25 protein-coding genes are annotated in these 24,768 nt (G+C 71.1%); 10 read left to right on the forward strand and 15 right to left on the reverse strand.

The features are described 5' to 3' along the window. Nucleotides 1–27: 27 nt before the first annotated feature. Nucleotides 28–2,064, forward strand: coding sequence for an ATP-dependent zinc metalloprotease FtsH (gene ftsH / locus OHA89_RS20695; protein WP_257555655.1), 2,037 nt, complete (start codon nucleotides 28–30; stop codon nucleotides 2,062–2,064). A gap of 76 nt (nucleotides 2,065–2,140) precedes the next feature. After that, nucleotides 2,141–2,749 carry a GTP cyclohydrolase I FolE gene (folE, locus tag OHA89_RS20700; protein ID WP_215141601.1) on the forward strand — a complete coding sequence of 203 codons (609 nt, stop codon included), beginning with the start codon at nucleotides 2,141–2,143 and terminating at the stop codon, nucleotides 2,747–2,749. 23 nt (nucleotides 2,750–2,772) lie between these two features. Here folE and OHA89_RS20705 read toward each other — a convergent pair whose 3' ends face one another. From OHA89_RS20705 to OHA89_RS20730, 6 genes are all read right to left on the reverse strand, one after another. Then, the gene (locus tag OHA89_RS20705) at nucleotides 2,773–3,261 is read right to left on the reverse strand and encodes a DUF3180 domain-containing protein (protein WP_257555657.1); all 489 of its coding nucleotides are present in this window, start codon (nucleotides 3,259–3,261) and stop codon (nucleotides 2,773–2,775) included. A gap of 54 nt (nucleotides 3,262–3,315) precedes the next feature. Then, nucleotides 3,316–3,924 (reverse strand): 2-amino-4-hydroxy-6-hydroxymethyldihydropteridine diphosphokinase, encoded by a 609-nt coding sequence (folK, locus tag OHA89_RS20710; protein WP_215141597.1) that lies wholly within the window; start codon nucleotides 3,922–3,924, stop codon nucleotides 3,316–3,318. After that, on the reverse strand, nucleotides 3,921–4,280 hold the full coding sequence (gene folB, locus OHA89_RS20715) for a dihydroneopterin aldolase (RefSeq protein ID WP_215141595.1): 360 nt from the start codon (nucleotides 4,278–4,280) through the stop codon (nucleotides 3,921–3,923). The genes folK and folB overlap by 4 nt, the downstream gene beginning before the upstream one ends. A gap of 131 nt (nucleotides 4,281–4,411) precedes the next feature. Then, entirely contained in the window at nucleotides 4,412–4,855 is a 444-nt protein-coding gene (locus OHA89_RS20720) for a nuclear transport factor 2 family protein (protein ID WP_215141593.1), read from the reverse strand. Nucleotides 4,856–4,877: 22 nt separating this feature from the next. Then, nucleotides 4,878–5,750: a dihydropteroate synthase gene (gene folP, locus OHA89_RS20725; protein WP_266609292.1), complete on the reverse strand. Its 873-nt coding sequence runs from the start codon at nucleotides 5,748–5,750 to the stop codon at nucleotides 4,878–4,880. An 83-nt stretch (nucleotides 5,751–5,833) separates the two neighbouring features. After that, the gene (locus OHA89_RS20730) at nucleotides 5,834–7,684 is read right to left on the reverse strand and encodes a phosphatidylglycerol lysyltransferase domain-containing protein (protein WP_266609293.1); all 1,851 of its coding nucleotides are present in this window, start codon (nucleotides 7,682–7,684) and stop codon (nucleotides 5,834–5,836) included. 154 nt (nucleotides 7,685–7,838) lie between these two features. Between OHA89_RS20730 and OHA89_RS20735 the strand changes: the two genes are divergently transcribed. After that, a complete protein-coding gene (locus OHA89_RS20735; protein WP_257555660.1) occupies nucleotides 7,839–8,948 on the forward strand; it encodes an esterase family protein in 1,110 nt (369 codons plus the stop codon). A gap of 100 nt (nucleotides 8,949–9,048) precedes the next feature. Here the strand turns inward: OHA89_RS20735 and OHA89_RS20740 are convergent, their stop codons facing one another. Next, nucleotides 9,049–10,017 carry an ABC transporter ATP-binding protein gene (locus tag OHA89_RS20740; RefSeq protein WP_257555661.1) on the reverse strand — a complete coding sequence of 323 codons (969 nt, stop codon included), beginning with the start codon at nucleotides 10,015–10,017 and terminating at the stop codon, nucleotides 9,049–9,051. Nucleotides 10,018–10,179: 162 nt separating this feature from the next. On the opposite strand from OHA89_RS20740, the gene OHA89_RS20745 reads away from it, so the two are divergent. The 4 genes from OHA89_RS20745 to OHA89_RS20760 all read left to right on the forward strand — a co-directional run bounded on the left by OHA89_RS20745 (nucleotide 10,180) and on the right by OHA89_RS20760 (nucleotide 13,714). Further along, entirely contained in the window at nucleotides 10,180–10,902 is a 723-nt protein-coding gene (locus tag OHA89_RS20745) for an ABC transporter permease (RefSeq protein WP_266609294.1), read from the forward strand. 4 nt (nucleotides 10,903–10,906) lie between these two features. Next, nucleotides 10,907–11,581 (forward strand): ABC transporter permease, encoded by a 675-nt coding sequence (locus OHA89_RS20750; protein WP_215141581.1) that lies wholly within the window; start codon nucleotides 10,907–10,909, stop codon nucleotides 11,579–11,581. A 46-nt stretch (nucleotides 11,582–11,627) separates the two neighbouring features. Next, nucleotides 11,628–12,614, forward strand: coding sequence for an ABC transporter substrate-binding protein (locus OHA89_RS20755; RefSeq protein ID WP_266609295.1), 987 nt, complete (start codon nucleotides 11,628–11,630; stop codon nucleotides 12,612–12,614). A 98-nt stretch (nucleotides 12,615–12,712) separates the two neighbouring features. Further along, nucleotides 12,713–13,714 carry a hypothetical protein gene (locus OHA89_RS20760; protein WP_266609296.1) on the forward strand — a complete coding sequence of 334 codons (1,002 nt, stop codon included), beginning with the start codon at nucleotides 12,713–12,715 and terminating at the stop codon, nucleotides 13,712–13,714. A 52-nt stretch (nucleotides 13,715–13,766) separates the two neighbouring features. On the opposite strand, the gene OHA89_RS20765 is transcribed toward OHA89_RS20760, so the two are convergent. From OHA89_RS20765 to OHA89_RS20775, 3 genes are read right to left on the reverse strand one after another with little or no spacing between them, the layout of a single operon-like run. Continuing rightward, nucleotides 13,767–13,982, reverse strand: coding sequence for a hypothetical protein (locus OHA89_RS20765; protein WP_257555666.1), 216 nt, complete (start codon nucleotides 13,980–13,982; stop codon nucleotides 13,767–13,769). Between the two features lie 28 nt (nucleotides 13,983–14,010). Then, a complete protein-coding gene (locus tag OHA89_RS20770; protein WP_266609297.1) occupies nucleotides 14,011–14,853 on the reverse strand; it encodes an arylamine N-acetyltransferase in 843 nt (280 codons plus the stop codon). A gap of 47 nt (nucleotides 14,854–14,900) precedes the next feature. Continuing rightward, on the reverse strand, nucleotides 14,901–16,043 hold the full coding sequence (locus tag OHA89_RS20775; RefSeq protein WP_215147912.1) for an NADH-quinone oxidoreductase subunit D: 1,143 nt from the start codon (nucleotides 16,041–16,043) through the stop codon (nucleotides 14,901–14,903). 31 nt (nucleotides 16,044–16,074) lie between these two features. Here OHA89_RS20775 and OHA89_RS20780 point away from each other — a divergent pair, with 31 nt between their 5' ends. Both OHA89_RS20780 and OHA89_RS20785 read left to right on the forward strand, forming a co-directional pair. Continuing rightward, nucleotides 16,075–16,566: a PH domain-containing protein gene (locus OHA89_RS20780; protein WP_266609298.1), complete on the forward strand. Its 492-nt coding sequence runs from the start codon at nucleotides 16,075–16,077 to the stop codon at nucleotides 16,564–16,566. Beyond that, a complete protein-coding gene (locus OHA89_RS20785; protein ID WP_406366812.1) occupies nucleotides 16,563–17,894 on the forward strand; it encodes a PH domain-containing protein in 1,332 nt (443 codons plus the stop codon). The genes OHA89_RS20780 and OHA89_RS20785 overlap by 4 nt, the downstream gene beginning before the upstream one ends. 49 nt (nucleotides 17,895–17,943) lie before the next feature. On the opposite strand, the gene OHA89_RS20790 is transcribed toward OHA89_RS20785, so the two are convergent. Both OHA89_RS20790 and OHA89_RS20795 read right to left on the reverse strand, forming a co-directional pair. Further along, a complete protein-coding gene (locus OHA89_RS20790) occupies nucleotides 17,944–18,618 on the reverse strand; it encodes a response regulator transcription factor (RefSeq protein ID WP_215147906.1) in 675 nt (224 codons plus the stop codon). A gap of 17 nt (nucleotides 18,619–18,635) precedes the next feature. Continuing rightward, nucleotides 18,636–19,838, reverse strand: a complete 1,203-nt coding sequence (locus OHA89_RS20795; protein WP_215147904.1) for a sensor histidine kinase — start codon at nucleotides 19,836–19,838, stop codon at nucleotides 18,636–18,638. 107 nt (nucleotides 19,839–19,945) lie between these two features. Here OHA89_RS20795 and OHA89_RS20800 point away from each other — a divergent pair, with 107 nt between their 5' ends. Further along, nucleotides 19,946–20,935: an SAM-dependent methyltransferase gene (locus OHA89_RS20800; RefSeq protein ID WP_266609300.1), complete on the forward strand. Its 990-nt coding sequence runs from the start codon at nucleotides 19,946–19,948 to the stop codon at nucleotides 20,933–20,935. 69 nt (nucleotides 20,936–21,004) lie between these two features. Here the strand turns inward: OHA89_RS20800 and OHA89_RS20805 are convergent, their stop codons facing one another. The 3 genes from OHA89_RS20805 to OHA89_RS20815 form a co-directional block, all read right to left on the reverse strand. Next, nucleotides 21,005–22,555 (reverse strand): M28 family metallopeptidase, encoded by a 1,551-nt coding sequence (locus OHA89_RS20805; RefSeq protein WP_215147893.1) that lies wholly within the window; start codon nucleotides 22,553–22,555, stop codon nucleotides 21,005–21,007. A gap of 129 nt (nucleotides 22,556–22,684) precedes the next feature. Beyond that, a complete protein-coding gene (locus tag OHA89_RS20810; protein WP_266609301.1) occupies nucleotides 22,685–23,809 on the reverse strand; it encodes a DUF5937 family protein in 1,125 nt (374 codons plus the stop codon). Between the two features lie 153 nt (nucleotides 23,810–23,962). Further along, a complete protein-coding gene (locus OHA89_RS20815) occupies nucleotides 23,963–24,697 on the reverse strand; it encodes a GntR family transcriptional regulator (protein WP_266609302.1) in 735 nt (244 codons plus the stop codon). Nucleotides 24,698–24,768: the final 71 nt, after the last annotated feature.

Raw genomic sequence — 24,768 nt, forward strand, 5'->3', positions numbered from 1 at the left:
GGACGGGGTGCCTGGCGCCCCGTATGGATGGACGTGAAGCGATACTTCCGTGGGCCGGTCATGTGGATCGTGCTGGCCGTCCTCGCCGTGGTCGTGTTGATGAATGTCGTCGGCTCCGGCGGCGGCTACAAGTCGGTGGACACCAGCGAGGTCATCAAGGCGATCAACAGTGGCCAGGTGGAGACAGCGAAGCTGACCACCGGCGACAGCCAGATGATCAAGATCGAGCTGGCCCAAGGCCAGAAGCTCGGCAAGCACGACGGCACCAAGTTCCAGGCCAACTACATCGGGGATCAGGGCGTCCAGCTCGCCCAGAACCTCCAGACCAAGTACGAAGCCGGTCAGATCCCGGACGGGTACTCCGTCACTCCGGACAAGACCAGCCCGTTCCTGAGCGTGCTGCTCTCGCTCCTGCCCTTCGTCCTCATCGTCGTGGTCTTCCTGTTCCTGATGAACCAGATGCAGGGCGGCGGCTCCCGGGTCATGAACTTCGGGAAGTCCAAGGCCAAGCTCATCACCAAGGACACCCCGAAGACCACGTTCTCCGATGTGGCGGGCGCGGACGAGGCCGTCGAGGAACTCCACGAGATCAAGGAGTTCCTCCAGGAGCCGGCGAAGTTCCAGGCCGTCGGCGCCAAGATCCCCAAGGGCGTGCTGCTGTACGGCCCGCCCGGCACCGGTAAGACCCTGCTCGCGCGAGCCGTCGCGGGCGAGGCCGGTGTCCCCTTCTACTCGATCTCCGGTTCCGACTTCGTCGAGATGTTCGTCGGTGTCGGTGCCTCGCGTGTCCGCGACCTGTTCGAGCAGGCCAAGGCCAACGCCCCGGCGATCGTCTTCGTCGACGAGATCGACGCCGTCGGCCGGCACCGCGGTGCGGGTCTCGGCGGCGGTCACGACGAGCGCGAGCAGACCCTCAACCAGCTGCTGGTCGAGATGGACGGCTTCGACGTGAAGGGCGGGGTCATCCTGATCGCCGCCACGAACCGTCCCGACATCCTCGACCCGGCGCTCCTGCGCCCGGGCCGCTTCGACCGGCAGATCGCGGTCGACCGTCCCGACATGCAGGGCCGTCTGGAGATCCTCAAGGTTCACCAGAAGGGCAAGCCGGTCGCCCCGGACGTCGACCTGGGCGCAGTCGCCCGTCGTACGCCCGGCTTCACCGGTGCCGATCTCTCCAACGTCCTGAACGAGGCCGCGCTCCTCACGGCCCGCTCGGACAAGAAGCTGATCGACAACCACTCGCTGGACGAGGCGATCGACCGCGTCGTGGCGGGCCCGCAGAAGCGGACCCGGATCATGTCGGACCGGGAAAAGAAGATCACCGCGTACCACGAGGGCGGACACGCCCTGGTCGCGGCGGCTTCCCCGAACTCCGACCCGGTCCACAAGATCACGATCCTGTCCCGCGGCCGGGCACTGGGCTACACCATGGTCCTGCCCGACGAGGACAAGTACTCGACCACGCGCAACGAGATGCTCGACCAGCTGGCCTACATGCTGGGCGGGCGCGCGGCCGAGGAACTGGTCTTCCACGACCCGACCACGGGCGCGGCGAACGACATCGAGAAGGCCACCGCCACGGCGCGGGCCATGGTCACGCAGTACGGCATGACCGAGCGTCTCGGTGCGATCAAGTTCGGCGGCGACAACACCGAGCCGTTCCTGGGCCGCGAGATGGCGCACCCCCGGGACTACTCGGAGGAGGTCGCGGCGCTGGTCGACGAAGAGGTCAAGAAGCTCATCGAGACCGCGCACAACGAGGCCTGGGAGATCCTCGTCGAGAACCGCGACGTTCTCGACAACCTGGTCCTCGCGCTGCTGGAGAAGGAAACGCTGAACAAGGAGCAGATCGCCGAGATCTTCTCCACGATCGTGAAGCGTCCGGCCCGCCCCGCGTGGACCGGCTCCTCCCGCCGCACCCCCTCCACCCGTCCGCCGGTGCTCTCTCCCAAGGAGCTCCAGCTGACGAACTCGGCGAACGGCACATCGGCGACCACCGCCGTCACGCCGGTCTCCACGGAGAAGGGCATCGAGGTGGCTCCTGAGGACCGCCCCGAAGTCTGATCCACCCGGAATGGAAGCCGCGCCCCCCAGGTTCTAGCCTGGGGGGCGCGGCACTTTTCACAGGAACGAGGAAGCAATGACGGACCCAGTGACCCTGACCGGCGACGAGGGCACGATCGGCGTGTTCGACGAGAAGCGCGCCGAGGCGGCGGTCCGTGAGCTCCTCATCGCGGTCGGCGAGGACCCGGACCGCGAGGGCCTTCTGGAGACCCCGGCGCGCGTGGCGCGGGCGTACAAGGAGATATTCGCCGGCCTCTACCAGAAGCCCGAAGAAGTCCTGACGACGACGTTCGACCTCGGCCACGACGAGATGGTCCTGGTGAAGGACATCGAGGTCATGAGTTCGTGTGAGCATCATCTGGTCCCGTTCCACGGCGTGGCCCACGTCGGCTACATACCGTCCACCGACGGCAAGATCACCGGCCTGTCGAAGCTGGCCCGCCTGGTGGACGTGTTCGCCCGCCGCCCCCAGGTGCAGGAGCGGCTGACCACGCAGATAGCGGACTCCCTGATGGAGATCCTGGACCCGCGCGGGGCCATCGTGGTCATCGAGTGCGAGCACATGTGCATGACCATGCGCGGCGTCCGCAAGCCCGGCGCGAAGACCATCACCTCGGCGGTCCGCGGCCAGCTCCGCGACCCCGCCACCCGCAACGAGGCGATGTCCCTGATCATGGCCCGCTGACGGCTGGGAGCCGCCCGGACGGCCTAGGCGGCCGTCGCGGGGGCTTTGCCCGGGTCGTCGTCCTCCGGGAGCTTCAGGACGTGTTCCAGGAAGAGGGCGGCGGCGATGACCGCCGCGCCCGCCAGGACCGAGAAGGCGGCGTACCAGGCCTGGTCGCGGCGGGCGGGGACGTCGAGGGAGTCGGTCAGCAGGAAGACGCCCACGCCGCCGTACGCGCCCGCGACGAGGGCCGCGACCAGGGCGCTCGCCTGGCCGAAGACCACCGCGCGGGCCGCCATCAGCGGCTCCACGCCCTTGGCCCCCGGCCGCCGCTCGCGCTGGGCCTTGAGGCGGGAGCGCATCGACAGTGCCGTCGCGAGCAGGATCGCGGCGATGACGCCCAGCACGATCGGCGCGGCCAGCGGAACGCCCGGCAGGGTGCCGTACGCGTTCCACAGGCGGGCACCCGCCCAGGACAGGATCCCGGCGACGACGAAGATCCCCGCCAGAACCCCCGGCCTCAGTTGCTTCACGTGCCCGTTCCCCGCTTTCCGCACTGATCCGTCAGGCAGTCCACAGGGTAACGATTACTCGGGCAGGCGGAGTTCCAGGTCGGGGCGCGGCGTGATGCCGGTGCGGCCGATTCCGGCCAGGAGCGCGTCGACGCCGCCGTGGCCCGGGAGCTGGGCCTCGGGGTCGATGTCGTGCCAGGGGGCCAGCACGAAGGCGCGCTGGTGGGCGCGCGGGTGCGGGAGGGTGAGGACGGGGTCCTCGGAGACCACCTCGGCGTACGAGATGATGTCGACGTCGATCGTGCGGGGGCCCCAGCGTTCCTCGCGGACGCGGTCGAAGGCCTCTTCGATGGCCTGGCCGCGCTCCAGGAGCGAGGACGGGGGCAGTGTGGTCCGCACCTTGACGACCGCGTTGAAGTACGCGGGCTGCGAGCCGGGCTCGACGCCCCACGGCTCGGTCTCGTAGACGGGGGAGACGGCCTTGACCCGCAGGCCCGGGGTGTCGCCGAGGGCGTCGATGGCGCCCTGCAGGGTCTCCAGCCGGTTGCCGAGGTTCGCGCCGAGCGCGATCACGGCCCATTTGGGGTTGGACAGGGTGACGTCCGCCGCGTCGACCTTCTCGACGACCGAGGCGGGTACCGGCTGGACGGTGGGGTCGCTCTGTGCGTTCAGTCCGTTGTTCATGCGCGGCTCCGGGTGATCGTGATGGTCACGTCGTCGAAGGGGACGGTGATGGGCGCGTCCGGCTTGTGGACGACGACCTCCACCTCAGCCACCGCTTCGTGCTTGAGGCACTGCTGGGCGATCCGCTCGGCAAGGGTTTCGATCAGGTCGACCGGCTCTCCCTGGACCACGTCGACGACCTCCTCGGCGACGACCCCGTAGTGCACGGTCTTCGCCAGGTCGTCTCCGGCCGCCGCAGGGCGGGTGTCGAGGTGCAGCACCAGGTCGACGATGAAAGTCTGGCCCTCCTCGCGCTCCCGGGGGAAGACGCCGTGGTGCCCGCGAGCCTTGAGGCCGCGCAGCGCGACACGATCCACGCGAATCACTCCTGCTTTCGTAGGTTCTTCCGGTCCCGGGACTCCCCGGGGCCATGGGCCTACGCCGAGTGCGGTCGGCGTCGTCCGTCTTCGAATTTACCTGCGAAACACCTCGGACCCTGCCGGAGGGGTCAGGAGGCGTCCTCCTCCTCGTCCTCGTCGGACTCCGTGAGCACCGGTGAACCGTGGTGGGACCAGAGCCGCCAGCCCTCGGATGTGCGTCGGAACACATTCGTGGCGACGACCAGCTGGCCTACGAGCGGGCCGAGCTCCCCGCCGTCCTCGGCGGGGCCGCCGCTGAGGATGTTCTCCGTACAGGTCACCAGGGCGGTGTCGCCGATGACGGCCACCTTGATGTCGGTGAGGAAGAACTGGATGTAGTCGGTGTGGGACATGATCAGCGCGTACGAGCGCAGCACCTCGCCGCGGCCCGAGAGCACCGGCCATCCCGGGTGCACGCAGGAGATCTCGTCATCGAGCCAGAGCGCCGACAGTGAGTCGAAGTCCCCCCGCTCCATGGCCTCGTAGAAGGCCGTGTTGACCTCTTCGACCGCTTCGATGTCGGTTCTGCTCACAGGGCTCCTTCTCGGTCGGTGGTCACAGCGCTCCTTCCACGGCCCGGGCCACCCGAACCGCGTCCGCGGTCGCCCGTACCTCGTGGACCCGTACGGCCCAGGCGCCCTGGTGGGCGGCGATGGCGGAGACGGCGGCCGTGGCGGCGTCGCGCTCGCGGGCGGGCGGCGGGGCGGCGTCGGCCGCGCCGGCCAGGACCCGGCCGAGGAAACGCTTCCGCGAGGCGGCGACCAGCAGCGGGAAGCCGAGGGCGCGCAGCTCGGGCAGGTGGGCGACGAGGGCGAGGTCGTGTTCGGCGTTCTTGGCGAAGCCGAGGCCGGGGTCGACGAGGAGCCGCTCGGGGGCGATTCCGCCGGCCACGACCGCGTCGATCCGGGTCCGGAGCTCGGCGGTGACCTCGGCGAGCACGTCCTCGTAGACGGCGAGGCTGTTCATGCCGTCGCTGAAGCCGCGCCAGTGCATCACCACGAAGGGCACCTCGGCGGCGGCGACCGCGGGGATCATCCCGGGGTCGGCGAGCCCGCCGCTGACGTCGTTGACCAGGAGTGCGCCGGCGGCGACGGCCCGGGCGGCGACGGAGGCGCGCATGGTGTCCACGGAGACGGTGACGCCCTCGGAGGCGAGGCCGCGGACCACGGGGACGACCCGGCGCAGCTCCTCCTCCTCGTCGACGCGGGAGGCGCCGGGCCGGGTGGATTCGCCGCCGACGTCCACGAGGTCGGCGCCCTGGGCGACGAGGTCGAGGCCCCGTTTGACGGCCGCGGTGGTGTCGAACCAGCGGCCGCCGTCGGAGAAGGAGTCGGGGGTGACGTTGACGACGCCCATGACCCCGCAGCGGTCCCAGTCCGGCAGACCTGCGACCCGGCCCCTGCCGGTGGCTCCGCGCTTGGTGTTCATAGGTCCAAGGGTAGGGCTGACCTGGATACGGCAGGGCCCCGGCGCCTCTCGGGCTGCCGGGGCCATGGCCGGACCACGGGCGCTTACGCGGCCTGGACCTCGCGTTCGGCCTGCTTGGGGACCGCCGTCATGTGGTTGTGCGTGCAGGTGCGGACGGGCTTGGGGCGGCGGCGGCTGGCGAAGAGCCGGGGCAGTGCCAGCGTGACGAAGCCCTCGGCCTGCATGGCGGCGAAACCGATGCGGGGCAGGTCGCGGGTGGTGCGGAAGACGACGAAGCGGGGCTCCCAGCGGGGGCGGAACTTCGCGTTGAACTTGTACAGCGACTCGATCTGGAACCAGCGGGACAGGAAGACCAGCAGGTTCCGCCACATCCGCAGCACGGGGCCGGCGCCGATCTTCTCGCCGCGGGCGAGGGCCGAGCGGAACATCGCGAAGTTCAGGGAGACCTTCTCGATCTTCAGCGAGGGGGCGGCTTCCAGGGAGGCCACGATCAGCAGTTCGTTCATGCCGGGGTCGGCGGCGCGGTCGCGGCGCATCAGCTCCAGCGACATGCCGTCGGAGCCCCACGGGACGAAGTGCAGGACGGCCTTCAGGTCGCCGAAGGGGCTGGTGTCGCCCTCCTCGACGCGGTGGGCGGTGGCGATGAAGCAGTCGCCGTCGCCCGGGTCGCCGACCCGGCCCAGTGCCATGGAGAAGCCGCGCTCGGTGTCGGTGCCGCGCCAGGCCTCGGCGGCGCCGCGTACCTGCTCGAGCTCGGTGTCGGTGAGCTCGCTGACCCGGCGGACCTTGGTGGTGTAGCCGTTGCGCTCGATGCGCTTCACCATCTGGCGGACATTGCGCATGGCGCGGCCCGACAGGGAGAAGTCTTTGACATCGACAATCGCCTCGTCACCCAGCTCCAGCGCGTCCAGGCCGGTCTCGCGGGTCCAGACCTCGCCGCCGGTCTCGCTGCATCCCATGACGGCCGGGGTCCAGGAGTGGGCCTTGGCCTCCTCCATGAACCGCTCGATGGCGCCGGGCCAGGCCTCGACGTCGCCGATGGGGTCGCCGGAGGCGAGCATCACGCCGGAGACGACGCGGTAGGTGACGGCGGCCTTGCCGCTGGGGGAGAAGACGACGGCCTTGTCGCGGCGGAGCGCGAAGTGGCCGAGGGAGTCGCGGCCGCCGTGCCTGGCGAGGAGCTCGCGCAGCTTGTCCTCGTCGTCCGCGGTGAGCCGCGCGGCCGGGTGCTCGGGGCGGAAGGCCAGGTAGATGGTGGTGAGCGCGGTCAGCATGCCGAGGGCGCCGAGGGAGTACCCGACGGTCCAGGAGACCCGGCCGGCGTAGTCGACGGGGCCCTCGAAGCCGAAGAGTCCGTAGACCACGTGCGTGATCTGCTCGTACAGGCCGGGGTTGCCGACGACCTTGCCCGGGTGGACGTTGACGATGACCAGGCCGAGGCCGATGGAACCGGCGCTCATCAGCACGAAGTTCGCGAGCGCCTTCCAGCGGCTGCGCGGGTCGGGCAGGGCCTTGAATTCACCCTGGTGCCGCAGGAGCAGGGCGAGGAGCACCGCCGCGATGACCACGCCGATGACCGAGTGCCGGTAGGTGAACTGCGCCACGGCGCCCGCGGGCAGCAGTACCACGGCGGCCCGCCAGGCCCGCCGCTTGTGGCGCTTGAGGCCGTGGGCGAGCAGCAGGAGCAGCACGCCCGCGCTGATGGACATGGCTGCCGCGAAGGGGCCCAGGGAACCGGGCAGCACCTCGGTGACGGCGTGGAACCGGCTGTGCCGGAACCGCGGGAAGACGCCCGCCGCGACGTCCAGAAGGCCGACGATCATGACGGCCGTACCTACGAGGCCGGGCACGGTCTCCGGTCGTGGCCCGCGGAGGATTCGGCGGACCCGCTTCGGAACCTGTCCGGACTTATCGCCATCTATCCTGCTAGACATCGCTTCCCGTTGCTCCGCGAGAGATCATGTGGCCGAAGGCCGCGACAGCCTCCGGGGTGTGTGGTGCGTCCATTAGGACGACATCGACGGGGAGCGGGTTCACTCTTCCGTCGGAAATTTCCAGTCCTGCCATCAGAAAGTCGACTGACTGCTCATGGGTCTCACCAGTAATACGGTTCTGGCGCTGGCCGTCCTCGCCGGTGTGCTGCTCTTCGCGGCCACCGTCTGGTTCTGGCCGAAGCTCTCGGGCCGCACCTGGCGCGCGTTCGCCGGCCGGATCGGCCTCCTGCTGGCGACCCAGCTGGCGCTGTTCTCGGCTGTGGGTCTTGCGGCTAACAAGTCGTTCCTCTTCTACGGGTCCTGGGCCGACCTGTTCGGCCAGGAGACGTCCATCGGCAAAGTCGTCGACCACTCGATGAGCAGCAAGGACATCAAGGTCATCGACAAGCAGAAGCTGGACGTGCCCGGAGGCGGCAAGCCGCAAGTGGGCGGTCAGATCCTGAAGGTTGCCATATCCGGGCAGAAGTCGAAGATAACGAGCCCCGGCTACGTCTGGCTCCCGCCGGAGTACTTCCAGCCGCAGCACAAGGACGAGAACTTTCCGGCGTCCATCGTACTGACCGGCTACCCGGGCACCGCCGAGAACCTGATCAAAGGGCTCGACTACCCCATGAAGGCCTTCAGCCTGTCCAAGGCGGGCAAGATGAAGCCGATGATCCTGGTCATGCTGCGGCCGACCGTCGCGCCGCCGCGTGACACCGAGTGCGTGGACATAGCCGGCGGCCCGCAGACCGAGACCTTCTTCGGCGAGGACCTGCCGCAGGCCATCCAGGACACCTTCCGGGTGGGCAAGGAGCCCAAGAACATGGGCTTCATCGGGAATTCCACCGGCGGCTACTGCGCTCTGAAGATCGCCGCGCACTACCCGCAGACCTTCGGCGCCGCCGCGGGTCTGTCCGCGTACTACGAGGCTCCCGACGACCCGACGACAGGCGACCTGTTCCGCGGGGACGACAAGCTGAAGCAGCGTGCGAACGTCCTGCACAGCATCCAGAACAAGAAGCCGACCGGTACGTCCTTCCTCGTCACCAGCAGCGAGACGGGCGAGCCGAACCTCGGCGACACCAAGAAGTTCATCAAGCTGGTCAAGGGCCCGGACCGGGTCTCCTCGATCATCCTCGACAGCGGCGGCCACAACTTCAACACGTGGCGCCGTGAGATCCCGCCGATGCTGATGTGGATGAGCGGTCGCATCCAGGCCTGACGGCCGGGCGGCGTGGCAGCAGGGGGAAGGGCCCGACTCCGGTCGGGCCCTTTCGCTTTGCCTCCGGCGGCCGTGCCTCCTGCCGCTGCGTCTCCTGCCGCTACGCCTCTTGCAGCTGGGCCCGGCGCAGGGCCCGGTGGACGCCCTCCGGGGTCAGTACGCCGACCAGTTCGCCGGAGTCCGGGTCCGTGACCCCGATCCGGCCCGAGTCCTCCTGGAGCAGGGCCGCCAGCGCCTCGCGCAGGCTCGCCCCCAGTTCCACGGCCGCCGCCGGGGCCGGGGACCTGCCGTCCGCCTCCGCCAGATCGGCCGCCCCGACCGCGGTGACCGCGAGCCGCTTGAGCCCCCGGTCGGCGCCGACGAAGGAGGCCACGTAGTCGGTGGCCGGCGCGGCGAGCACCGCCGCCGGGCTGGCGAACTGCTCGATGGTGCCCGCCCCGTAGACCGCTATGCGGTCGCCGAGCCGGATCGCCTCCTCCAGGTCGTGGGTGACCAGCAGGATCGTTTTGCGCACCGTCTTCTGCAGTGTCAGGAACTCGTTCTGCAGCCGCTCGCGCACCACCGGGTCCACCGCGCCGAACGGCTCGTCCATCAGCAGCACCGGCGGATCGGCGGCGAGCGCGCGGGCCACGCCGACGCGCTGGCGCTGCCCGCCCGACAGCTGCTGCGGGTACCGGCCTCCGTACACGGCCGGGTCCAGCCCCACCAGTTCGAGCAGCTCCGCCGCCCGCGCGCGGGCCTTGGCCTTGGGGGTGCCGATCAGCTGCGGCACGGTCGCCGTGTTCTCCAGCACCGTCTTGTGCGGGAAGAGCCCGACCTGCTGGATGACGTACCCGATCCGGCGGCGCAGCTCGACCGGGTCGGCGGCGGAGATGTCCTCGCCGCCGAGCAGGATCCGGCCGGAGGTCGGCTCGATCAGGCGGTTGACCATTTTCATCGTGGTCGTCTTGCCGCAGCCGGACGGTCCCACGAGCGTGACCAGCTCGCCTTCCGCCACCTCGAAGGACAGGTCCTCGACGGCTGTCGTCCCGTCGGGGTAGCGCTTGGTCACATGCTCGAATCGGATCACATCGCCATCCTCCCCTAACCCCGCGGCCACTTTGGCGAAGGGTTTATTAGGAGAGTGTTACGCGACTGCGAAGGATTCAGGCCATTGTCGGTGCCGGGGGTTAGGGTCACCCGTGGCCGCGTCTTCGGAAAGACGTGCGATCGGTAGCAGGGGGTGAGGAGCATGGCCGGGCAGAACTGCCTGGTGGCGAACGACTGGATCTGCTGGGAGTACGTCTCCTCCCGCTCCCAGGAGCTCACCGACGCCACCCTCGAACATGTCTGGATCACAGGCGTGTCGGTGCTCATCGGCATCGCCGTGTCCCTTCCGCTCGCCCTGCTGGCCCGTCGCGGCCGGCGCTGGGCGGCGCCCGTGCTCGCCTTCACCACCCTGCTCTACACGGTCCCCTCGCTCGCCATGTTCTCCCTGCTGCTGCCCGTGTTCGGGCTCTCGGCATCGCTGGTGGTGACCGGTCTGGTGCTGTACTCGCTGACCATCCTGGTCCGCAATGTGCTGGCCGGCCTGGAAGCCGTCCCCGAGGAGGTACGGGAGGCCGCGCGCGGCATGGGGTACGGCCCCGGGCGGCTGCTGTGGCAGGTCGAACTGCCGCTGGCGCTGCCCGCGCTGCTCGCCGGGGTCCGGATCGCGACCGTCTCCACGGTCGCGCTGACCACGGTGGGCTCCATCGTCGGCAAGGGCGGCCTCGGCAATCTCATCGCCCCGGCCGTGAACAGCTCCTTCAAGGCCCAGGTGCTCACCGCCTCGGTGCTGTGCGTGCTGCTCGCGCTCGTGGCCGACCTGCTGCTGCTCGGCGTACAGCGGCTGCTCACGCCGTGGACCCGTACCGCACCTGCCCCACGTACCGCCCGATCCGGCCGGTCCGCCCGGTCCGTGAAGGAGGCCTGAGGTGATGGGCGTACTGGGAGAGGCCGGGGGCTGGCTGGCGAACGGCGCCAACTGGTCGGGGGAGAGCGGTGTCTGGCACCGGCTGGGCGAGCACGTCTACGTCAGCGGGATCGCCCTCGCGATCGCCTGCGCGCTGGCACTGCCCGTCGGGCTGTTCCTCGGCCACCTCGGCAAGGGCGGCGCCCTGGCCGTCAACGTCTCCAACATCGGCCGCGCCGTGCCCGTCTTCGCGGTGCTGGCCCTGTTCATGGTCTCCCCGCTGCGCAACGCGGGCTATCTGCCCACCATCGCCGCGCTCGTGCTGTTCGCCATACCGCCGCTGCTGACGAACGCGTACGTCGGCATGCGCGAGGTGGACCGCTCGGTGGTGGAGGCCGCCCGGGGCATGGGCATGTCCGGCGGCCAGCTCTTCTTCCGGGTGGAGCTGCCGCTCGCCCGCCGCCTGGTCATGACCGGCCTGCGCTCGGGCGCCGTCCAGGTCATCGCCACGGCCACGATCGCGGCGATGGTCGGCCAGGGCGGTCTCGGCCGGATCATCACCGCCGGGTTCAACACCTACAACACCGCGCAGGTCGTCGCCGGCGCCCTGCTGGTGGCGGCGCTGGCCCTGCTGGTGGAGGGCGTCCTGGTGGCGGCGGACCGGCTGCTGCCGCGACCGGCGGACGCGCCGTCCGGCTGATCCCCTTCCCTCGCCCCATTCCCCCCGCCTCGAACGGAGAACTTCCATGAGCAAGACCACGCGCGTCCTCGGCGCGTCCCTGGGCGGCCTCGCCCTGACGGTGTCGCTGGCCGCGTGCGGCGGCGACAGCCTGGAGAAGAGCAAGGACGGCGACTCGGGCTCCGCCGCGTCCTCCTCCGGGGGCGGCAAGGGTGCCCTGGTGATCGGCGCCGCCGGGTTCACCGAGTCCAACGTGCTGGCCGAGCTGTACGCGCAGGTCCTCAAGGACGCGGGCTACAGCACGTCGATCAAGACGGTCAACAACCGCGAGCTGTACGAACCGTCGCTGGAGAAGGGCGAGATCGACGTCGTCCCGGAGTACGCGGCCACCCTCGCGGAGTTCCTGAACGCCAAGGTGAACGGCCCCAAGGCGCCGGAGGAGAAGCCGGTCGCCTCGAGCGACGTGGCGGCGACGGTGGCGGGCCTGGAGAAGCTCGCGGCGCCGCTCGGCCTGAAGGCGCTGCCCGCCGGCGGGGCGGTCGACCAGAACGCCTTCGCGGTGACCAAGGAATTCGCCCAGAAGAACAACCTGAAGTCGCTTTCCGATCTTGGGAAGTCCGGACTGAAGGTGAAGATCGCGGCGGGTGACGAATGCGCCGTCCGCCCCTTCTGCGCTCCCGGACTGACGAAGACTTACGGAATCCAGGTTTCCGGTATTGACCCCAAGGGTGTCGGCACCCCGCAGGCCAAGCAGGCGGTGAAGGACGGCGCGGACCAGCTGGTGCTGACCACCACCACCGACGCCACGCTCGACGGCTACGGCCTGGTCCTGCTCGAGGACGACAAGAAGCTCCAGAACGCCGACAACGTGCTTCCCGTGGTCAACGCCAAGGACGCGGGCGCCCCCGAGGTCGCGGCCGCGCTCGACAAGCTGACCAAGGCGCTCACGACGGCCGACCTCGTCGACCTGAACCGCAAGGTGGACGCCGAGCGCGCCAAGCCGGCGGACGTCGCCAAGGCCTACCTGGAGTCCAAGGGCCTTCTCACCAAGTAGCGGTTACCGGGTTGATGGAGAATTGTGGGTCAACTGCCCGGCAAGAGATTGCCGGGCGGGTATCCCACATGGCCTCCACGCCCTGTAAATTTCAGGCCATGCCCCGTGGACGCCACCGCAATCCAGAACCCCTGCACCGGCTTCTCACGCCGACGACGGTCGCCGGCGTGTCCCTCGCCAGTGCCGGAGCGGCCTGGCTTCTCGCGGAACCAGTAGCGCTGAGGCTGCTCGTGGCCCTCACGGCGACCGCCGGGGTCGCGGGCGCCGTCGTGATGCGAGCCTGGGACCGCTCGGCCGGCCGCCGCGTCGCGGAGCTCGCGCGCGAGCGGGTCAAGGACGAGTGGAAGACGGACGAGCGGATAGCCGAGCTCGAATCCGACCTCGAAGAAGCCCGGCTGCTGCGCGCCAGGCTGGACGCCAAGCTGCGTGCCAAGCGCGTCGAACTGGCCGGGCTGCGCGGCGAGCACGCGGCGCTGCTGCGGCGGTACGCGACCGCCGAGACCGAGCGCGCGAGCGCCCTGGAGGGCCGCCGACTGCTGGCCATCGAGGCCACCGCGAGCCCGGCCGCGGCTCCCAAGGAGCTCACGGCGGCCTCCGAGGAGCGCACCGCGGCGGGAGCGCCCACCGCGGTCGGCTACGCCAAGGCCCATGCGGCCCTGAGCGCGCTGGCCCGCAGGGCGCACACCCGCGCGCTGCCGGCGGGCGCGCCCGCCTCCGCGGCCCCGGTCCCGGCCCGTCGGCCGGCCGCGGCGGTGGCACCGTATGCGGCGCAGCGGCGGACCGCCTCCCGCGTCGAGGGCGGCTTCGACTTCTTCGGCACCAAGAACGCGGAACAGGCCCGCGCGGCGATCGAGGCGGTCCAGAACGAGGACCTGGCCGACGTGGTCGGCGCTGAGGCCCTCGCGGTCCACGAGGCGGAGTCGGCACGGACCGCGGCCGACGAGCCGGCCGACGAGCCGGTCACCGATGCGGCCGCCGAGCCTGCCGCCGAAGCGGCGCCGGACGAGGAGCCCGCGGCGGGCGGCCAGGTCATCGACCTGACGGCCCACGACGAGACCGAGCCGATCGACGTGGCCCGGCTGCGCACCGCGATCTCCTAGCCCCCGGCCGGCTTGACGTCGAACAAGTTTTCCACAGCCTGTGGACAGGGGCTCAGAACAGCGGCAGCTGCCCCGGATGCGGCCCCAGGACGAAACCGTCCAGAGTCGGAGCCGACGCCCCGAGGATCACCCGGGCCCGCGAGCCGGGGCAGGACACCAGATCGCCGCGCTCCCGCCCGGCCGGCGGATCGTGGCGGGCGATCCGGCCGGCGGTCACGGCGCAGTCGCGGCCGCAGGCGGGGCAGGCGCGGCGTGGTGAGTGGGACATGCCCCAAGTCTGCCCTGCCGCACCGACATCAGGCCGGCCGGGACGCCAGCCACGCCTCGTGGGCCTGGTTCACGCGGGCCCACAGCGCGGCCCGGTCCACCGGGGTCAGATCGTCGAGCTCCCGTCCGAAGACCCCCGCCAGCACGTCGAAGAACTCCTCGGGGCCGCCCAGTTCCCGGTCGACGGGTCCCTTGTGGGGGTCGATGCGGCTCAGCACCCGGCCCCGCAGCAGGTCTATGCCCGTCGCGTCGCGGCGCAGCAGCGACAGGGTCCGTATGAACGAGGAGTCCGGCGCGGTCGACAGCCGCGCGTGCTCCTGGGCGAAGTCGGCCATCACCGCCGGGGCGGAGCGGAAGTTCATGACGGGGAACGGGCCGCCGGTGTTGTGGAGGGTCCAGCCCTGCTCGGCGCCCTCGAGCCGCGTCAGACGGTAGAGGAACCCGCTCTGTTCGTAGCTGCCCTCGCGCAGCGGCAGCGGTTCGTGCGGGCCGTCACCGAGTCCGGCGTCGACGAAGTAGGCCTCGCCGTCGATGCGTACGGTCAGCGTCAGGTGGTTGCCGTTGACCTCCCGCGCGTCGGGCTCCTCGGACACCCCGCCGACGTGGCGGGTGACGTCGTAGCCGAGCGAGTCGAGCAGCGCGCCGAAACCGCCGTTGAGGTGGAAGCAGTAGCCGCCCCTCCCGGCGCCGAAGCGGCGGGCCGACAGCTCGGGATCGATGCCGGGCGGCCGGCCCAGCTGGATGTCGATGTTCTCGTACGGGACGCGCTCGAGGTGGGCGCGCTGGAGGGCGAAGAGCCCCTCGGCGGACGGGGTGTGGGGTCCGGTGATGCCGAGCCGTCGCAGATAGTCGGCGAATATGCCAGTGGTCATCGGCCCAGCCTACGAGCCGGATCCCCGGTCACATCCGTTTTTCATGGCTACTTGTCGATGTCGCCGACCACGAAGAACAGCGAGCCCAGGATCGCCACCATGTCCGCGACCAGCTGCCCGGGCAGGAGCACGGCGAGGGCCTGGATGTTGTTGTACGAGGCGCTGCGCAGCTTCAGCCGGTACGGGGTCTTCTCGCCCTTGGAGACGAGGTAGTAGCCGTTGATTCCGAGGGGGTTCTCGGTCCAGGCGTACGTGTGGCCCTCGGGGGCCTTCAGGACCTTGGGCAGGCGCTGGTTGACCGGGCCCGGCGGGAGCTCGGCCATCCGGTCCAGGCAGGCCACGGCGAGGTCGAGCGCGTTGTGGGTCTGGTCCAGCAGGACCTCGAAGCGGGCCAGGCAGTCGCCCTCGGTGCGGGTGACCACCTTGAGGACGTCCTGGAGCTCGCCGTACGCGAGGTACGGCTCGTCGCGGCGCAGGTCGAAGTCGACGCCGGAGGCGCGGGCGATGGGGCCGGAGACCCCGTACGCGTGCACCGCCTCGGCGGACAGGACGCCGACGCCGCGGGTGCGGCCGCGGAAGATCTCGTTGCCGCGGACGAGCTTGTCGTAGACGTCCATGCGGGTGCGGACGTCGGCGATGGCCTCGCGGGCCCGGCCGAGCCAGCCGGCCGGGAGGTCCTCCTTGAGGCCGCCGACGCGGTTGAACATGTAGTGCATGCGGCCGCCGGAGATCTCCTCCATGACGGCCTGGAGCTCTTCGCGCTCGCGGAACGCGTGGAAGATCGGGGTGATCCCGCCCAGTTCGAGCGGGTAGGAGCCGAGGAACATCAGGTGGTTCAGCACCCGGTTCAGCTCGGCGAGCAGCGTCCGCATCCACACGGCCCGCTCGGGGACCTCCATGCCGAGCATCCGCTCGACCGCCATGACCACGCCGAGCTCGTTCGAGAACGCGGACAGCCAGTCGTGGCGGTTCGCGAGCATCACGATCTGCCGGTAGTCGCGGGCCTCGAACAGCTTCTCGGCGCCGCGGTGCATGTAGCCGACCACCGGCTCGGCGCTGACGATCCGCTCGCCGTCCAGGACGAGGCGCAGGCGCAGCACGCCGTGCGTGGAAGGGTGCTGGGGGCCGATGTTGAGCACCATGTCGGTGCTCTCCGCCGCCCCGCCGATGCCGACCGTGGTCTCCGTCATGCGGGCATTGTCTCAGCCCTACGCTTGAGGGATGGAAACGGGGACGACGGGTGAGACGCGGGAGCCCGAGTGGGTGGGTCTGCCGGGCGGGCTGCTCGCGCTGCGCCGCATGCTGCTGGTGCTCTGGTCGGTGGTCGCGGCGGTGGCGACCGGGGTAGTCATGGGCCTGTCCGTCGGCCCGGTCTGGGCCCTCCTGGGGGTGGTCTGGCTCCTCGTCCTGGCCTGGGGCTGGGTGCTGATCGGCCGGAACTGGCGGTCCTGGCGGTACGCCGAGCGCGCGGACGACCTGCTGATCAGCCGGGGCGTGCTGTGGCGGGAGCAGACCGTGGTCCCGTACGGGCGGATGCAGCTGGTCGAGGTGACCTCGGGCCCGGTGGAGCGGCGCTTCGGGCTGGCCTCCGTACAACTGCACACGGCGGCGGCCGCGACGGACGCCAGGATCCCGGGCCTGGTGCCGGCCGAGGCGGAGCGGCTGCGCGACCGGCTGACCGAGCTCGGCCAGGCAAGGTCGGCCGGCCTGTGACCGAGCCCGTGTCCAGCCCCGAGCAGCGGCTGCATCCCTTCACCCCGCTGCGCCGCGCGTGGGTGCCGATCGCGGCGACCGTCGGCGTGGTCCTCCAGCAGGGCGAGAAGGCACAGGCGTGGATAGCGGACCAGCCCGCCGTGCTGCGGATCCTGGCGCTGGCGGCCCTGGTCCTGGTCTTCGGCCTGTACGGGTTCTTGAGCTGGTGGTTCACGCACTACTCCGTGACCGACACGGAGCTGCGCATCCGCACCGGACTGCTGTTCCGGCGCGCCGCGCACATCCGCCTCGACCGGATCCAGGCGGTCGACGTCACCCGGCCGCTGCTGGCCCGCCTCGTGGGGGTCGCGAAACTCCGCCTCGACGTCATCGGCACCGAGGACAAGGACGAGCTGGCCTTCCTTTCCGAGAAGGAGGCCGTGGCCCTGCGTGCCGAGCTCCTGGCCCGGGCGGCCGGGTTCGCCCCCGAGGAGGCGGTGCGCCTGGGCGAGGCCCCCGAGCGAGAGCTGCTGGGCGTGCGCCCGCGCGATCTCGCCGTGTCGCTGCTGCTGAGCCTCGGCGTCTGGGCGGCGCTGGCCGGCGGGCTCGTCGCGCCGGTGATCGTGTGGTGGCTCAGCTCCAACCCGTGGGCGGCCGTCGTCACCCTGCTCCCGATGCTCGGCGCGGTCTGGGCCGGCAGCGCGGGCCGGTTCCTCGCCGAGTACGACTGGCGGGTCGCCGAGTCCCCGGACGGACTGCGCCTGGACCACGGACTGCTGGACCGGGCCCACGAGACCGTGCCGCCGGGTCGTGTACAGACCGTACGGATCGTGGAGCCGCTGCTGTGGCGGCGGCGCGACTGGGTCCGCGTGGAGCTGGCCGTGGCGGGCTCGAAGAACGAGGTCCTGGTCCCGGTGGCGTCGCGGGCCGCCGCGCACGCCGTGATCGCCCGGGTGCTGCCGGGGGTGGACCTGGCGGCCCTGTCGTTCAGCGGTTCCCCGGGGGCCGGTTCGCGCTGGGTGGTCCCGGTGTGGTGGAAGGGCTACGCCCTGGCCGTCTCCCCGGACGTGTTCGCCGCCCGGCACGGCCGCCTGTGCCGCCGTACGGAGATCGTCCCGCACGCCAAGGTGCAGAGCGTCCGCCTCACCCAGGGCCCCTGGGAGCGGGCCCGCGGGGTGGCCGACGTGCACGTGGACACCGGCGCGAACGGCACGGTCACCGCCCGGCTGCGGGCGGCGGCCGAGGCCGCCGAGCTGCTGCGCGCCCAGGCGGCCCGCTCGCACACCTCGCGCGCCACGGCCCGTCCGGACCGGTGGATGACGGCGCCGGAAACCGAAGCGGGGGCGTAGGGCCAACGGCGACGGCCCGAGAGGGACCGTCGTGATCGGGCGGAACCGGTCAGGCGGAACCGCCGCCCGCGCGGACCAGGCCCGTCTCGTACGCCAGGACGACGACCTGGACCCGGTCGCGCAGGCTCAGCTTCGTCAGGATGCGGCCCACGTGGGTCTTGACCGTCGCCTCCGACAGGACCAGCCGGGCCGCGATCTCGCCGTTCGACAGGCCCTGGGCCACCAGCAGCATGACCTCGCGCTCGCGCTCCGTCAGCCGCTCGATCTCCTTGTTCTGCGGCTCCTGCGTGGTCGACGGCAGCATCGGGGCGAAACGGTCCAGCAGCCGCCGCGTCGTGGACGGGGCGACCACCGCGTCGCCGCTGTGCACCGAGCGGATCGCCGCCAGCAGCTCGGCCGGGGGCACGTCCTTCAGCATGAAGCCGCTCGCGCCCGCCTTCAGCCCGGAGAACGCGTACTCGTCCAGGTCGAAGGTGGTCAGGATGATGACCTTCGGGTGCTCCTCCGGCTCACAGATCCGCCGCGTCGCCTCGACCCCGTCGAGCCTCGGCATGCGCACGTCCATCAGCACCACGTCCACCTTCGTGGCCCGCAGCACCTCAAGCGCCTCCAGGCCGTCGCCCGCCTCGGCGACGACCTCCATGTCCGGCTGGGCGGCGAGCACCATCCGGAAGCCGGTGCGCAGCAGCATCTGGTCGTCGACCAGCATCACTCGGATGGACATCCGTTACCTCGTCCTCTTCAACTCTTCTTCAGGGGAAGCAGCGCACTGATCCGGAAGCCGCCGCCGGGCCGCGGCCCGGTGTCCAGGGTTCCGCCGACCATACCGATCCGCTCGCGCATGCCGATCAGGCCGTGCCCGGCGCCGTCGGCGCCGCCGTCCTCGTACAACTCGTGTGCCGCGCCCCGCCCGTCGTCCTCGACCAGCAGGCCGAGCCCGTCGTCGAAGTAGACCAGCCGGACGCTCGCCGTCGCGTCGGGGCCCCCGTGCTTGCGCGTGTTGGTCAGCGCCTCCTGCACGATCCGGTACGCGGTCAGCTCGACGCCGCTGGGCAGCCGCCGCGGCGCGCCCTCGACCTCGAAGTCCACCGCCAGCCCCGCCGCCCGTACCTGCTCGACCAGGACCTCGATCTGCTCGACGTCCGGCTGGGGCACGTAGTCCTCGGACTCCTGCGGCTCACCGGTGCGCAGCACGCCCAGCAGCCGGCGCATCTCGGCGAGGGCCTGGCGGCCGGTGCCGGAGATGGTCTGGAGGGCCTCCTTCGCCTGCTCGGGAGCCACGTCCATGACGTACGCCGCCCCGTCCGCCTGGACCACCATCACCGAGACGTTGTGCGCGACGACGTCGTGCAGCTCGCGGGCGATCCGGGCGCGCTCGCCGGCCACGGCCACCTTCGCCTGGGCCTCGCGCTCCTTCTCCAGCCGCTGGTTCCGCTCGATGAGCTGGGCGTAGTAGGCCCGGCGGGTGCGCAGGGAGTCGCCCATCACCCAGGCGAGGACGAACGGGACGATCATGAAGAGGGCGAAGAGGACGTTGTCGACCTCGTTCGTGCCCTTGTCCACGCCGTGCCGCAGGAAGTAGAGCGGCGCGGCGGCCAGCCCCCAGCCCAGCGCGGTGCGCGAGACCCAGCGCGGGACCTCGCTCGCGGCGACGGTGAACAGGATCACGAACATGGCGACGTCGTAGAACCCCGCGACGATGCCCAGGGCCAGCTGGTAGACCCCCGCTCCGAGGGTCAGCCAGAACATCGCCTGCGTCCACCTGCGCCGCAGTGCCACGGCCGTGCTCAGCGCGACCACCACGGGGACGGCGGCCAGCTTCATGGAGCCGCCGATGGAGGTCTCGGACACGACGTTCAGCATCGAGACCCCGAAGAGGAGGACAGCCCAGAAGCTGTCGACGCCCGTCGGGTGTCTGCGGAGGAAGTCGTAGAGGCGCTGCACGTAACCCAGAGTAGGGAACGCAGATAGGTGCTGGAGTCAACCAGAGGTTCCAACCTCGCCCTGGGGGCGTACTCCCCAAGGTGGAGGGTGAGCATAGCCTTCGTGTGATGAGCACCCAGGGTGGATACGCGACTCCGGTCCGGTGGGGCAGTGCGATGGAAAACGCGCTGTACGGGCCCGGCGGCTTCTACGTGCGGCCGGACGGGCCCGGCCCCGCCGGGCACTTCCGCACCTCCGTGCACGCCTCGGGGCTGTACGCGGGTGCCGTGGCCCGGCTGCTGCGGTGGGTCGACGCGCAGCTCGGCCACCCGGCGGAACTGGACCTGGTCGACGTGGGCGCCGGGCGGGCCGAGCTGCTGGCCGGGGTGCTCGCCGCGCTGCCGGCCGAGGTGGCCGCGCGGGTGCGTCCGTACGCCGTGGAGCGCGCGGAGCGGCCCCCGGGGCTCGATGCGCGGATCCGCTGGGTCGCGGCGCCACCCGAACGGACGACGGGGCTGCTCTTCGCCAACGAATGGCTGGACAACGTGCCCCTCGACGTCGCGGAGGACGGGCGGTACGTCCTGGTCGCGCCGGACGGTACGGAGAGCCCCGGCGGCCCGCTGGACGGCGCGGACCTGGCCTGGCTGGAGCGGTGGTGGCCCGGCGGCGGCCGCGCCGAGATCGGCCGGGCCCGCGACGAGGCCTGGGCGACGGCGGTGGCGAGCCTGGAGCGGGGCCTGGCGGTGGCGGTGGACTACGCCCACACCCGGGACGCGAGGCCCCCGTACGGCACGCTGACGGGCTTCCGCGGCGGCCGGGAGGTCCCGCCGGTCCCGGACGGCAGCTGCGATGTCACCGCCCACGTGGCACTGGACGCGTGCGCGGGACCGGACTCGGTGCTGCTGACCCAGCGCGAGGCGCTGACCGCCCTCGGAGTCTCGGGCACCCGCCCCCCGCTGGCCCTGGCCTCCACGGACCCGGCGGGCTACGTCCGCGGCCTCGCCTCCGCGGGAGAAGCGGCGGAACTGACCTCGCGCACGGGCCTGGGCGCCTTCGGCTGGCTCGTCCAGCCGGTCGGCATCCCGGCCTGGACCGGCGAGGACGCGCAGGCGAGATGACAGGAGGGGGCGGGATCCCTTCCGGGACCCCGCCCCTCCGCCAGATCTTCAGACCTTCAGAGCTCGTTCCTACTGAGTGACCTCGTCGTGGCCCTCGTGCAGGCCGCCGCCGCCCGTGCTGCCGCCGGGCGTCGGCACGGAGACGACCGGCTTCGAGAGCGGGGCCAGGTCGAAGGCGTAGTGGCCGACCGCGTTCGCGATGACGTCGACGTTGATGTCGAGCGCCTTCTGGTCGATGTTCGTGATGTCGTCACCCTTGGCGTGGTAGTTCACGTCGTAGGCGACACCCGCCTGGCCGCCGAACTTCGCGGCCTCCTCGGGCGTCTTGATGCCCTCGGCGCCCGTGAACGTACCGCCGGACGGGATGCCGACCTCGATGAACGGGCCGTAGTCCGAGCGGCCGGAGAAGTCCGTGCCCGCGTGCGGGATGCTCTTGGAGTCGAGGAAGTCGGTGATCCCCTTCTCCAGCTGGGCGGAGCCCTCCGGGCCGGGGCCCGCGCCCACGCCGTCCGAGTCGTCGCCGTCGTAGACGAAGTACGCGGAGTTCGGCGAGGCGATCATGTCGAAGTTCAGGTAGAGCTTGATCTGCTTCTTCTGCTCCTCCGTCAGCCCCGCGACGTACGCCTCGGAGCCGAGCAGGCCGTACTCCTCCGCAGACCACCAGGCGAACTTGACCTTGTTCTTGATCTTCGTCTGGCTGCCGGCGAGGCGCTGCGCGACCTGGAGGATGCCGGCCGAGCCGGAGCCGTTGTCGTTGATGCCCGGGCCCGCCGCGACCGAGTCGAGGTGCGCGCCGAGGAAGACAGTGTTGTTCTCGTCGCCGCCGCGGGTCTCCGCGACCACGTTGTACGTCTTGCGGTTCTCGCGGAACTGGCGGATGTCGAGGGTGATCTCGACCGGACCGGCCGCGGCGTCGGCGGCGAGCTTCTCGCCGTCGGCCTGGGTGATGCCGCCGGTCGGGACCTTGCCCGCGTTCGCGTCGCCGAGGGTGCCGTTCAGGGCCCCCGCGGTGTTGTTGTAGATGACCGCGCCGACCGCGCCGGCCGCCGCCGCGTTGGCCTGCTTGACGGCGAAGGTGCAGCCGCCGCGCTTGACCAGGGCGATCTTGCCGGTGAAGGCACCGGCGGCGAAGTCTCCGGGCTCGCAGCCGTTCGTACCGTCCGCGTCGACCGGCGCGACGGCGACCTGGGCCGTCACGCCCTCGGCCGGGGTGCTGGCCGTGTAGGTCATCAGGTGGATCGGGACGTCGCGCCCGTTCGCGCCGTTGACCGTCAGCTTCTCGGCGATGGTCTCGACGTACACGAAGTCGAACTCGTTCTTCGTGACCTCGTAGCCGGCCGCCTTCATCACGGCCTCGATGTACTTCGCCGACTGCACGTGCCCCTTGGAACCGGCCACGCGCGTGCCGTTGTTGTAGTCCGCGATCGACTGCAGGACCTTCAGGTGGTTGTACGCGCCCTTGCCGGTCGCGTCCTTGACCAGCTTCCTGGCCAGCGCGTCACCGCGTGCGGCGTCACTCTGCGGGCTCGTGGCGCCGGCCGGCCCGGCGAGCAGCAGCGGGGAGACGAGGGCCGCGGCCGCCAGGGCGGCGGTCGCAGCGGCTATACGGCGTGAGGGCATGCAAGGTCCTTCCACGGCAAAAGTGCGAGCAGGGCCAAACGGTGGACGCACGTTATGCAGCAAAGAGCCGCTCTGGCCAGAGTTTTAGCTGATTCCGGTTTATGAAATCCGTATATCGGCGAACTTCGCCTAGCGCAGGATGCCCTCGATGAAGTCCGAGCCGATGCGTGCGACCACGGGCAGATCCAACTGATGCTGGGCATACCGGCCTTGGCGTCGTGTATGGATCAGACCGGCCTTTTTCAGGACGGCCAGATGCCGTGACACCTCCGGCGCGGTGATCCCGTACACGGTCGCCAGCTCGCTCGTCGTGTACGGGGCCCGGGCCAGGCTCCGGCACAGCATCATCCGCATGGGATGCGCCAGCGCCTCCATCCGCCGCTGGAGCAGCTCCACCGATCCGGGCGGGGAGCCCAGTTCGGGGGTGCCGAGCGGATAGTGGACCACGGGACGCCAGCCCGGTGCGTGCAGCACCAGCAGATGCGGCCAGCCGAAGTTGGTCGGTATGAAGACCAGGCCGGTGCCTATTCGGTGGTCGGTGGCGGTCGTCGATCCGTCCACCATCTTGTCGGCGGTGATGGTGGTGCGGCCCTCGTCGACGCCGAGCGCCGCCGAGACCTCCTTCAGCGCGGCCGGCAGCCCCTTGCGGCGCAGCAGCTCGGTCTTGTGCCGGGCGTCGGCGCTCTGCGCGGGCTCGACGAGCTTCCAGGTCGCGGCGAAGAACGCCTCGTCGCAGTCCTCGATGAGCCGCCGCATCCACACCCGGACGGCGGCGGTGTCGTCCAGCAGCCGGATGGAGAAGTCCAGCTGGCGGGGGCCGCGGGCGGCGGCCGTCTCCAGCGCCTTGGCCCGGGCTGCGGGGTCCTTGAGCGGGGAGGGCCCGCCGCCGTCGTTGTAGGTGGCGAGCCAGCAGTGTTCCAGGGCGGCCGTCACGAACCGGTCGTCGTCCATCCGGTCGAGTACGTCGAGCTCCTCGGCCAGGGTCGCGCCGGGCAGGCCGGTCCCGCCGGGGACTCCGGCGAAGGGCATGAAGATGTCGGAGAAGGAGCTGCGCCACATGAACTCGGCCTCCAGCAGCCGGTCAGCGAGGCACGGATCGAGCGCGGCGGCGGTGGCGGCGGTCCAGGAGGCGAGCCGGGGGTGGTGGGCGGGCTGCGAGAGCGCGTGCAGGGCCATGCAGAGCTCGGCGAGCGGCGAGGGCGTGAAGGAGATCCGCTCGGCGGGGAGCCCGGCGATGTCGATGGTGACGCTCATCAGGCCATTCTGCCGGGGCGCTCCGCTGGGTGTGCGGGGGACAGGGCCGCATGGGTGCGGGTCCGCTGCTGGGGCTCCGCCCCAGGCCCCGCGCCTCAAACTCCCCCAGCTACCGCTGGGAGGGGCCCCCAGGCGGGGCTGAAACGGCTGCGACTAGGCGTACGTGATCTCGTACGCGACTTCCGCGCGGCGGTCGGCGATCACGATGTCGGCGGTTTCCACCGGGCGGCCGTCCGACGCGTAGTGGGTCCGCTCGATCTCGGTGATCAGGTCGCCGACGCTGATGTTGAGCAGGTTGGCCTGTGTCTGGGTCGCGCGCGCGGGGCGCGGGATCTCGGTCGCCGACACGACCGTCACCCCGATCGACCGCATCCGCTCGATCACCCCCGCCCCCTTGAGCGGCCCGCTCTCCGGCAGGACGACGGGGGTGCGGTCCGTGACCGCCATCGGTTCCCAGGACTCGCAGGTCTCCACCGGCCGCCCCTCGGCCAGGAAGGCGTACGAGGTGTGCACGCACGGGTCGCCCGTGGAAATGGCCAGCCGCCCGGCGATGCGCTCGGGCGCCGGGGTGCGGGCCTTGGAGCGCGCCTGCCAGGTCCCGCCGCCGTTGTCGCGGCCGCCCGGGCCGCTCAGCCGGCGCAGCCGGGAGCGGGGGATCCGCATCCGCTTGCGCGGGACACGGATGTAGGTGCCGGACCCGGCGCGGCCCTCGAGGAAGCCCTCGATGATCAGGAGCTCCATCGCGCGCTGCGCGACGTACTGCCCCACCGCGTACTCCTCGGCGAAGCGCGCCCGGGACGGCAACCGGGCGCCGACCGGCCACTCGGCGGCCAGGATCCGCTTCCGGAGGGCGTCGGCAATCTCCAAGTACGCCGTGTCACGGGGCATTTGGTCACATTAACAGCGCCGCCCCGCCCGTGCCCCGGCTTCCCCGCTCGCGCGGGTGAAGCCGGGGACAC

The sequence above is a fragment of the Streptomyces sp. NBC_01546 genome, assembly GCF_045208355.1.
Taxonomy (GTDB): domain Bacteria; phylum Actinomycetota; class Actinomycetes; order Streptomycetales; family Streptomycetaceae; genus Streptomyces.